An 11,429-nucleotide genomic window follows, 5' to 3' on the forward strand; every position below is an offset into this window, starting at 1 on the left:
TCATCATTACCTTCTACAAATTTCATAGCTGCTTTTACTTTTGGAAGCATACTTCCAGGAGCAAAATGACCTTCTTCTATATATTTTTGAGCTGTTTCAGTATCCATTTCAGATAACCATTCTTCATTTTCTTCTCCAAAATTGAGAGCAACCTGTTCAACAGCTGTTAAAATAACTAAAAGATCAGCATCTACTAATTCAGCTAGTTTTTCACTTGCAAAGTCTTTATCAATAACAGCAGGTACCCCTTTTAAAGAATTACCTTCTCTAACTACCGGAATACCGCCACCTCCACAGGAAATGACTACCTGACCATCATCAACTAAATCACTAATTATTTCTTTTTCCTCTATATCTACTGGAATAGGACTTGGTACAACTCTTCTATAACCTCTTCCAGAGTCTTCAATCATATTATATCCTTTTTCTTCTTCAAGTCGTTTAGCTTCTTCTTCATTATAAAAACTACCTACAGGTTTGGATGGGTTTTCAAATGCCTGATCATCTTCATCCACTACTACCTGACTTATAATAGTAGAAACTGAACGATCAATATTTCTATCTTTTAATTCTTCTCCAATTGCATTTTGCAGATGATAGCCAATATAACCCTGACTCATTGCTCCACATTCTGGAAAAGGCATTTCTGGAGTACCTTCTCCACTATTGGCTGAAACTTCAAAAGCAAGATTAATCATACCAACCTGTGGTCCATTACCATGAGCTAATACAATTTCATGACCATCTTCTATAAGATCAACTATTGAATTAGCAGTACCTTTAACTGCTTCTCTTTGCTCTGCTGGAGTTTTACCTAAAGCATTTCCTCCTAAAGCAATTACCATTCTTGACATAAATAAAACACTCCTTATAACATTTTAATTATATATTATTTTATTATTGTCTAATAATTTGTTAAGTATTACTGATTACCAAGTGTAGCTACCATTACAGCTTTAATTGTGTGCATTCTATTTTCTGCTTCATCAAAAACTCTAGAATACTTACTTTCAAACACTTCATCAGTAACTTCCATTTCCTCTACACCATATTCTTCATAAATTTTCTGGCCATTTTCAGTATCTGTGTTATGATAGGCAGGAAGACAGTGTAAGAAGATAACGTCTTCATTTTCAGTATTATTAATCATTTCCATATTAACCTGATAAGGTTTCAACATATTAATTCTTTTTTCAAATTGCTCTTCTTCACCCATTGATACCCAAACATCAGTGTAAATGGCATCTGCCCCTTTTACACCTTCAACTGGATCAGAAGTAATGTTGATAGTTGCTCCAGATTTTTTAGCCATTTCTTTACATTCTTCAACTAATTCATCTTCTGGCCATAACTCTTCAGGAGAAACAATAGTATAATTAAGACCCATAATAGCTGAACCAATCATTAATGAGTTAGCCATATTATTTCTACCATCACCAACATAAACCAAATTAATTCCTTCTAACTGTCCAAAATTTTCTTTGATTGTCATGAAATCTCCAAGTATTTGAGTTGGATGATATTTATCAGTTAAACCATTCCAAACTGGAACACCTGCATTTTCACCAAGAATTTCAGCTGTTTCATGGTCATAACCTCTAAATTGAATACCTTCAAACATTCTACCTAATACTCTAGCAGTATCAGCTACTGTTTCTTTTTTACCAAATTGAATATCATTTTTACCTAAAAATTCTGGCATTCCACCTTCATCTTTTGCACCAACTGAAAATGCACAGCGAGTTCTAGTAGAAGGTTTTTCAAAAAGTAATGCAATATTCTTTCCTTCTAATGCATTTCCTTTTACACCAGTTCTTTTCTTTACTTTTAGATCCTCTGAAAGATCTAATAAATAATTAATTTCTTCTTTTGTGTAATCCTTAAGAGTCAAAAAGTTTCTTCCTTTTAAATTGTAAGCCATTTTTTTATTCCCCCTAGATATATTATATTTTTTGCCTTAAAGGCAAATAAATCATTAACAACCTTAGTGGTTATCATTTCTAATAAAAGTATAATTGTTAAAAGATAATTTGTCAAGAATTTTTTTAAATTGTTTGTGAAAAATTTAATTTATTTCCTTCTACTCCTTGACAAATTATTCTATTAGATTTATACTATACTTGAAGTCAAAGTTAACTACTGAGGTAGTTACTATATTTATTCATTTAGTTTCATAAATTTAAATTTATATAAAAAGACTTAAAAAATCAAAATAAGGAGTGTATTTAAATGAAAAAAGATTCAACAATTAATGTTACTTCAGAAATAGGCAATCTTAAAAAAGTACTTTTACATCGTCCAGGCAAAGAAATCGAAAATCTTACACCTGATCTTCTAGAAAGATTATTATTTGATGATATTCCCTATTTGAAAATTGCTCGAGAAGAACATGATGCGTTTGCTGATGTTTTGAGAGATAATGGAGTTGAAGTATTTTATCTTGAGAAACTTGTTGCTGAAGCAATAGAGGATCCTTCAGTACGAGAAAAATTTATTAATCAATTTTTAGATGAAGGTAGAGTAATTAGTGAAAAAGAAAGATATACTCTTAAAAAATATTTTGCAGATATGGATGAAAAAGAACTAATTGATACTATGATGGCTGGAGTTCGCAAAAAAGATCTAACAAACTATAAAAAAGTATCATTATATGATTTAGTTAATGAAAACTATCCTTTTGTTTTAGATCCAATGCCAAACCTTTATTTTACCCGTGATCCATTTGCAACAATTGGAAATGGAGTATCTCTTAATCACATGAAAACAGAAACTAGAAATAGAGAAACTATTTTTGGTGAATACATTTTTAAATATCATCCAGAATTTAAAGATGCTGATATACCTATGTTCTTTGATCGTTATGATAATACTTCTATTGAGGGTGGAGATGAATTAATATTAAGTGATAAAGTTCTTGCTTTTGGTATTTCACAAAGAACAGAATCTGCTTCTATTGAAAAAGTAGCTAGAAAAATCTTTGCTACTGAACAACCTTTTGAAACAATACTGGCTATTCAAATCCCACCAAAGAGAGCATTTATGCATCTTGATACTGTATTTACTATGGTAGATAGAGATAAATTTACAATTCATGCCGAAATTGAAGGTCCACTAAAAGTTTTCTCTCTTAGTAAAAATAATGATGGTAGTATTAACATATCCAAAGAAAAACATACATTAGAAGATATCCTCAAAAAATATCTTGGCCTAAATGAGGTAACTTTAATAAGATGTGCAGGTGGAGATAAAATTGCTGGTGGTAGAGAACAATGGAATGATGGTTCAAATACACTTGCTATCTCACCTGGAGAAGTTGTTGTTTATTCCAGAAATTACGTAACAAATAAAATACTTCAGGAACATGGAATTAAAACTCATGTAATACCAAGTTCTGAATTATCAAGAGGCCGTGGAGGTCCTAGATGTATGAGTATGCCTTTATATAGAGAAAACCTTAAATAATTATAATAATACTAAAATATATAACACATATTTGGAGGTATAAAAATGAGTAAATTTAAAATGCCAAGTGCCTATACTATTCTCTTTATAATAATTATAGTTGTGGCTGCCATGACCTGGTTTGTACCAGCAGGAGAATATGAAATGGAAAATGATAAACCTGTACCAGGTACTTATCATACTGTAGAGGAAAACCCTCAAGGGGTATTTGATGTAATTATGGCTCCTGTTAAAGGTTTTTATGATGCAGTTGATGTAGCTCTCTTCATTATTGTAATCGGAGGTTTTTTAGGTGTTACTATGGAAAGTGGAGCTATTGACGCTGGAATAGCCGCAGTAACTGAAGCATTACAGGGTAAAGAAAGATGGATGATACCTATTTTAATGATTTTATTTGGGATAGGTGGAAGTACTTATGGAATGGCTGAAGAAACTATAGCTTTCTATCCACTAATAATCCCCATCTTCATTGCAGCTGGTTATGACACTGTAACCGCAGTATCTGTTATTTTATTAGGAGCTGGTATGGGAGTTTTAGGATCTACTGTTAACCCGTTTGCTACCGGTATTGCTTCTGGATTCGCAAAAATTTCACTCGGTAGTGGAATAGGACTTAGATTATTAATATTATTTTTAGGTGAGGCATTAGCAATTGGTTTTACTATGAATTATGCTAAAAAAGTAAAACAAAATCCTGAAAATTCACTTGTATATAATCAAAGAGAAGAAAACAAAAAACACTTTCTTCATAAAACAGATCAGGAAGAATTCCCTGAACTCACTGGAAGAAGAAAATTAATATTAGCTATTTTTGCTTTGACTTTTGGAATTATGATATTTGGCGTAATTCCATTTGAAGATCTGGGAATACATGCTGTTCCAACACTCTGGTGGTGGTTTGGTGAATTAACCGGTCTGTTTTTAGTTGGAGCAATATCCATAGGTTTTGTTGGAGGAATGAAGGAAAAGAAAATTGTAAGCTCTTTTGTAGATGGTGCTAGAGATTTATTGGGAGTTGCCTTAATTGTAGCTGTGTCTAGAGGTATTACTGTAGTTATGAATAATGGTAATATTTCTGGTACTGTTCTTCATTATGGAGAAAGTATGCTATCTGGATTAAGTTCACTTTCCTTTACATTATTAACTTACGTATTCTATATTCCAATGTCTTTTTTAATTCCTTCCACTTCCGGTCTGGCGACATTATCCATGCCAATTCTGGCCCCATTAGGTGATTTTGCAAATGTTGGTCGTGAATTGGTTGTAACAGCTTACCAATCAGCCAGCGGAATTGTAAACTTAGTTACTCCTACCAGTGGAGTAGTAATGGGAGCTCTTGCAATAGCAAGATTAAATTATGGAAAATGGTTAAAACATGTTTGGAAATTTTTATTGATAGTATTTGTATTTACTTCTATAATGCTGTCACTTGGAGTTATTATATAAAATTACTACAAAAAATATAAATAATAAAATTAACTGATATGGGATAATTCTCATATCAGTTAATTATTTGATATATACAAGATAAAAAGAGGGAGGATTTTTATAAATGAATTTAGAAAACAAAATCAAAAATTATGAAGAAGAAATGATAGAAACTCTAAAAAAATTAGTTTCTTATGAAAGTATTCTTGATGAAAATAATGAAAATTATCCTTTTGGTAAAAAAATTGATGATTGTTTAAAAAATACTTTAAATATATTTGAAAAATTAGGTTTTGAAACTTATTATGGTAATGGGTATTATGGCTATGCTGAAATTGGTTCTGGAGATGAATTAATAGGAATATTAGGACACTTAGATGTTGTTCCAGCTGGGGATATTAATAATTGGAATTCCCCTCCTTTTGAGTTAACTGAAAAAAATGGTAACTTATATGGTAGAGGAAGTGTAGATGATAAAGGTCCTATAGTTTCTGCTCTTTATGCAGTAAAGGCATTAATGGATTCAAATTTAAAGTTTAATAAAAGAATAAGATTTATCTTTGGGGTTGATGAAGAAAATCTTTGGAGAAGTATTGATAAATATTTAAAAAATGAAGAAAAACCAGATATGGGATTTACTCCTGACTCAAGTTTTCCTATGATCCATGCTGAAAAGGGTTTATTACAATTTAAACTAACATCTGATACAGCTAGTTCTATAAAGCTAAAAGGTGGCAACGCTTTTAACGCTGTCCCTGATAAAATTATATATAAAAGCAATAAAGCTGATTTGATTGCTGAAAACTTAGATAAACTTGATTATGAATACCATAAAGAAAATGATAAAATAACAGTTTTGGGTAAAGGAGCTCATGCTTCAAAACCTTATGAAGGAAAAAATGCAATAACCAGACTAACTGAAGCATTAGTACAAAGTAATATAAAAAATGAAAGTTTACAATTTATTAATGAAATCATTGCTAATGACCATCATGGTAAAAATATTTTTGGAGACTGTTCAGATAAACCATCCGGAAAATTAACAATTAATTTAGGAAAAATAGCTCTTAATGATCAAAAACAGGAATTATCTTTTGATATAAGAATTCCTGTTACTAAAAATAAAGAAAAAATAGTAAATAAGATAAAGAAAATAGCTAAAGAGTATAATCTAGAATATGAAGAGTATGATTATCTTGATTCGCTTTATGTTCCAAAAGACCACTTTTTAATTAAAACTCTAAGTAAAGTTTATAAAGAAGAAACTAAGCTTGATCCTTCCCCTTTAACAAGTGGAGGAGCAACTTATGCAAGAGCAATAGAAAATTGCGTTGCTTTTGGCCCTGTATTCCCTGGTCAGAAAAAAGTAGAACATCAGGCAAATGAATATATTAAAACTGATTCATTAATTAAATGTGCAAAAGTATATAGCAAAGCTATATATAAATTAAGTAAATAAAAAATTGGGGCATATTAAGGTTTTATCCTTTTTATGCCCTAATTTAATAATTTAAGTTTTTATAACCTATTACGCAATTCTTTTAAATTCCTTCCAAACTTTTTGTTTATCTCATCTCTAAATTCATTATATAATTCTGCAATATAAATATCATGAGCAATCATAGTTTCTGCTAATAACATAAAGCTTTTATTTTGGGTCCAAACAGCTTGAGCTTCTATTTCTTTAAAAGTTACAAAAAGTGATTCTTTTCCATCTACATTAAGGGTTAACCATTGTCCCACCTGATCTGCCGAATCATGCATTCCTTCCATTTCATGAAAATACATTTCACCAATATCTTCTAATTTATCACCATAATATATTATAATTATTTCTATACCTTTTTTTTCAGCTTCTTTTAATTCATTTTTTAATAATTTAAATTGTTCATCCCATATTTCCAAACTTATTTTTTCTTCTGCATTTTTTATCATTTTTTTTGCTTTATTTAAAATTTCATCCTTTTCTTCTAAATGCCACATATAGTCAATAGAAGGTTGGGGATTTATATCATGAAGACTATCTTTTAAAAAATCTATCGATTTCTCCATATTATTTTTATATCTTTTTAGAAACTCATCAATAGGTAAAGGAGAATATTTAACTGGATTGGATCCTTTTGCTACAGCTAAACCTTTAGAAGTTAATTTTTTTACTGTTTCATATATTTTAGATTGAGGAACTGTAGACATTTTACTAATCTCATAGGCACTTATATCAGATTTTTGTAAAAGAGCAAGATAGGCTTTTGCTTCATATTTACTAAAACCAAATTCATTTAAAGTTTCTAAAATCTTTTCTTTATTTTTAAGCAAACTATAACCTCCTAAAAATTACAAGAACATTAATTATCTTTAATTTTTAAACGTAATTCATCTGCTATCCTGGCAATAAATTGTGAATTAGTTGGTTTACTATCATTAGAAATTGTGTTTTCAAAATACTTCTTTAATTCTTCTTCATTTCCTCTTTTCCAGGCAACTTCAATCGCATGTCTTATTGCCCTTTCCACTCGACTGGCAGTAGTATTAAAAGTTTCAGCTACTTCTGGATATAGTTCTTTTGTAATAGCTCCTAATAATTCAACATTTTTAATTACTGATTCTATTGCTTCTCTTAAATACAGATAACCTTTAATATGAGCAGGAACCCCTAGTTTATGTAAAATTTTAGTGATACGAACCTCAATATTTTGATTATTTTCACCACTCATTATTATATCTTCAGTTTCTTCTAAATTATTATTCATCATCTGTTTAATTCTATCCACTAATTTTTCCAAATCAAATGGTTTCATTATATAATAATCTGCACCTAAATCCACTACTCTTTTTGTAATATCTTCCTGTCCAAAAGCTGTCAATACTATTGTTTTTATATTTTCAGATAAAGACATTTCATTCATTTCTTCCATTACTCCAATACCATCCAGATGAGGCATAATCAAATCCAAGATTAATACATCTGGTTCTAATTCTTCAATTTTTTCTAAACCTTCATTCCCATTATGCGCCAATCCAACTACTTTAAATTCATCAACATTTTCTATATAATCCTTTAATAAATTACAAAATTCCTTATTATCGTCAACTAATAAAACTTCAACATCTTCAGCCATTTTAATATCCCCCTCAATTAATCTATTAAATCTCTTTCTTTTTCTTTTCAGCTAGTTTTATCATTTCTTCAGCATGATCTAGTGTTGTATCTGTCATTTTAACCCCACCTAGCATTCTTGCCAATTCCTTCGGTTTTTCTTCCCCATTGAGTTTATTAATATTTGTATATGTTTTTCCATTTTCAGCAGTTTTATTAATGTAAAAATGGTTATCGCTCATACTTGCTATTTGTGGCAAATGAGTTATACAGATAACCTGCCTTTTACTTCCAATAACAGCTAACTTTTCAGCCATTTTTTGAGCAGTTTTACCTCCGACTCCACTATCAACCTCATCAAAAATAAGAGTATCTACTTTATCGATTTCAGCTATGATTTTTTTGAAAGCAAGCATAATTCTTGATAATTCTCCTCCAGAAGCAATTTTGGCAAGTGGTTTCAAGTCTTCTCCTGGATTGGGAGAAATCATAAATTCAATATCATCAATACCATCACCTGCTAGGTCTTTTTCTTCAAACTTAACTTTAAATAATACATCTTCCATTGCTAAATCTGTTAATTCATCCTTTATTTTTTCTTCTAAATTTTTAGCAGAATTTTTTCTGATTTTAGACAACTCTTCTGCCTTATTATAGTATTCAGCTTTGATATTTTTTCTTTTTTCCTTTAATTCATTGATTAAATCTTCCTGGGATACTAATTCATTACGCCTTTTTTTCATTTTTTGATTATATTCAAGTATTTCTTCAATTGTTTCTCCATATTTTTTCTTTAAATTATTAATAGTATCCAATCTATCTTCAATTTCTTTTAATCTTTTTTTATCAAAATCAAGATTCTCATTATATTCACGAATTTCATAACCTAAATCCTGTAATGTATAATAAATATTTTCCATTTGAGAATGAAAGCTATCAAGTTTATCATCATATTCTTTTAGAGAATCTAATTCTGTCATAAAATGTCCAATTTTATCCAAAATTCCATTATTATTAAAATCATCACCATTTATATCATTATATATCATTCCAGTTGTTGCAAAAATATCTTCAGCATTACTTAATTTTTTATATTCTTTTTCCAATTTTTTGAATTCACCAGTTTTTAAATTTGCATTTTCTATTTCATTAATTTGAAATTCTAAAAGATCTAATTCTCGAGCCTTTTCTCCTTCATCGATTTCCATTTCTTGAAGTTTTTTATTGATATTTTTTATTTCATTATATTTATTAGTTACTTTTTCTTTTAATGAAATTATTTTTTCACCAATAAAATCATCGAGAAAATCTAAGTGTAATTTTACATCAAGTAATGATTGGTGTTCATGCTGTCCATGAATGTCCACTAAATAACTACTTACATTACTTACCATACTTAAAGTAGCTAATTGTCCATTAATTCTACTTCGATTTCTACCAGTTCTTTTTATTTCTCTTGATAAAAGTAAAATATCTTCGTCAGGTTCTATACCATATTCTTCCAATTTGTTATTTATTAAATCAAGTTTTTCAGGTTCATATACTGCTTCAATATAAGCTTTGTCTTTACCATTTCTAATTACTTCTCTTGAAGCTCTACCACCTAATAACATTTCTAAAGCACCTATAATTATCGATTTACCTGCTCCAGTTTCACCGGTTAATACATTAAGACCTTTTTTAAAATTTATTTCTAATTTTTCTATAAGTGCAAAGTTTTTAACTTTAAGGTCTAAAAGCATTTATCCTAACAACTCCTTGATTTTATTGAAAACTTCTTCTGTATATTTTCTATCTTTTACTACAAGAAGTATTGTATCATCACCTGCAACAGTTCCTAATATTTTTTCCCATTTAGAATTATCTATAGCAGCTCCAAGACCACTGGCTGTGCCAAGTAATGTTTTTAATACTATAATATTTTCACTATAATTCATTTCAACTACAAAATCCTGAATCATTTTTTTCATCCAATCCTGGACATCACCTTTAGATCTTTTTGAAGATAAGGAATATTTATAGCCACCATGACCATCAGGAACTTTGATCAAACCCAGTTTTTTAATATCCCGGGAAACAGTAGCCTGAGTAACTTCTATACCAGCTTCATGCAATCTAGCAACTAATTCCTGCTGGGTTCCAATATCTTCTTTTTTTATTAAATTTAATATTTTTAAATGCCTTTTACTTTTCAAAACCTCACCTCCCATTATGTTAATCCTACTCTCATTTTTTTACGTAAGGTAGAATAAAAAGTCTTTTCAGGAAACTTTATCATCGAAATATTTTTTTTCGATTTTTTAATTAATAATTCATCTTCATCTTTTAGATCATAATTATAATGACCATCAGAATTAACCTTCATATGACTTTCATCAGAATTTACAATAACTTTAATTTTTTCCCAGGAACCTATTACCATTGGTCTTACATGCAAACTATGAGGGCAGATAGGAGTTATTAAAATGGCTTCTGTTTTTGGATTTATAATTGGCCCACCTGCTGAAAGAGAGTAGGCAGTAGAACCTGTTGGAGTAGATATAATAAGACCATCTCCATTATATGAATTAACTAATTCATTGTTTATATAAAGATCAATATCAATTAATCTAGCATTTGCTGCTCGATTTATAACAATATCATTTAAAGAATGACTATGAAAAACTTCATTATTATCTCTATAAACTTTTGATTCTAACATCATTCTTTTTTCTATATAATAATCATGAGTCACTATTCTTTCTAAAGCTGATTCAAATTGCTTTACTTCAATTTCTGTCATAAAACCAAGACTACCTAAATTTACACCTAAAAGAGGAATATCTGTACCTATGAAATGATGGGCTGTATGAAGAAAAGTTCCATCTCCTCCAAAAAGTATAATAATATCTGCTTTTTCTCTGAGACGACTATAATTGGCTATTTTGTGTTTTTTAGGGTTTAATTTTAATTTGTATGCTGAATTCTCTTCAATATAATAATCAATGTTTTTTTTGCTAAAAAGATCTAATGCTTTTTGTCCAATATCTACTACTCTATTTTTTTCTGTATTAATAACCAGACCTATCTTTTTCAATAGCTTAATCGCCTCCTTTGCAAGCACTTATTTATGATTTTTATGAGCTTCATTTACAACTTTATCAATCTTATCTTTCCATAATTTCAAATTATTATCTTCATTATTATTTTGCAAATATATTAAAAATTCAATATTTTTACTACTGGAACCTGTAACCGGAGAAAAATCCAAATCCTTCAAATATAATTCCAGTCCATCAATAAAATTACTAATTTCATTTATAATATCTATATGCACATTTTTATCTTTTACAAGACCATTTTTTCCTACTCTTTCCCTGCCAGCTTCAAATTGAGGTTTTACTAAAGCTACAAATTCTCCATTTTTAGAAAGAAATTTAAGAGCTTGTGGTATTATCAATTT

General features: G+C 29.4%; 11 protein-coding genes. 3 read left to right on the forward strand and 8 right to left on the reverse strand.

The window, feature by feature from the left end; translation table 11 throughout:
* Together arcC and argF are read right to left on the reverse strand one after the other, a co-directional pair.
* Positions 1 to 854: carbamate kinase (arcC, locus tag VJ881_06070; GenBank protein HKL75615.1), on the reverse strand; the 854-nt coding region annotated here is incomplete at its 3' end.
* 68 nt (positions 855 to 922) lie between these two features.
* Positions 923 to 1,921 carry an ornithine carbamoyltransferase gene (gene argF, locus VJ881_06075; protein HKL75616.1) on the reverse strand — a complete coding sequence of 333 codons (999 nt, stop codon included), beginning with the start codon at positions 1,919 to 1,921 and terminating at the stop codon, positions 923 to 925.
* A gap of 308 nt (positions 1,922 to 2,229) precedes the next feature.
* Here argF and arcA point away from each other — a divergent pair, with 308 nt between their 5' ends.
* The 3 genes from arcA (at position 2,230) to pepV (ending at position 6,349) form a co-directional block, all read left to right on the forward strand.
* Positions 2,230 to 3,462 carry an arginine deiminase gene (gene arcA, locus VJ881_06080; GenBank protein ID HKL75617.1) on the forward strand — a complete coding sequence of 411 codons (1,233 nt, stop codon included), beginning with the start codon at positions 2,230 to 2,232 and terminating at the stop codon, positions 3,460 to 3,462.
* 45 nt (positions 3,463 to 3,507) lie between these two features.
* Complete coding sequence (locus VJ881_06085; protein HKL75618.1) at positions 3,508 to 4,908, forward strand: YfcC family protein; 1,401 nt, start codon at positions 3,508 to 3,510, stop codon at positions 4,906 to 4,908.
* A gap of 106 nt (positions 4,909 to 5,014) precedes the next feature.
* A complete protein-coding gene (pepV, locus tag VJ881_06090) occupies positions 5,015 to 6,349 on the forward strand; it encodes a dipeptidase PepV (GenBank protein ID HKL75619.1) in 1,335 nt (444 codons plus the stop codon).
* Positions 6,350 to 6,408: 59 nt separating this feature from the next.
* On the opposite strand, the gene VJ881_06095 is transcribed toward pepV, so the two are convergent.
* The 6 genes from VJ881_06095 to VJ881_06120 form a co-directional block, all read right to left on the reverse strand.
* A complete protein-coding gene (locus VJ881_06095; GenBank protein ID HKL75620.1) occupies positions 6,409 to 7,206 on the reverse strand; it encodes a helix-turn-helix domain-containing protein in 798 nt (265 codons plus the stop codon).
* Between the two features lie 29 nt (positions 7,207 to 7,235).
* Complete coding sequence (gene spo0A, locus VJ881_06100; protein ID HKL75621.1) at positions 7,236 to 8,009, reverse strand: sporulation transcription factor Spo0A; 774 nt, start codon at positions 8,007 to 8,009, stop codon at positions 7,236 to 7,238.
* A gap of 25 nt (positions 8,010 to 8,034) precedes the next feature.
* Positions 8,035 to 9,729, reverse strand: coding sequence for a DNA repair protein RecN (recN, locus tag VJ881_06105; protein ID HKL75622.1), 1,695 nt, complete (start codon positions 9,727 to 9,729; stop codon positions 8,035 to 8,037).
* Positions 9,730 to 10,182 carry an arginine repressor gene (argR, locus tag VJ881_06110; protein ID HKL75623.1) on the reverse strand — a complete coding sequence of 151 codons (453 nt, stop codon included), beginning with the start codon at positions 10,180 to 10,182 and terminating at the stop codon, positions 9,730 to 9,732.
* A 14-nt stretch (positions 10,183 to 10,196) separates the two neighbouring features.
* Positions 10,197 to 11,063, reverse strand: coding sequence for an NAD(+)/NADH kinase (locus VJ881_06115; protein HKL75624.1), 867 nt, complete (start codon positions 11,061 to 11,063; stop codon positions 10,197 to 10,199).
* A 27-nt stretch (positions 11,064 to 11,090) separates the two neighbouring features.
* Positions 11,091 to 11,429, reverse strand: a 339-nt coding sequence (locus VJ881_06120) for an SAM-dependent methyltransferase (GenBank protein HKL75625.1), incomplete at its 5' end; no start/stop codon positions are given.

This window comes from Halanaerobiales bacterium, assembly GCA_035270125.1.
Classification (GTDB): Bacteria; Bacillota; Halanaerobiia; order Halanaerobiales; family DATFIM01; genus DATFIM01.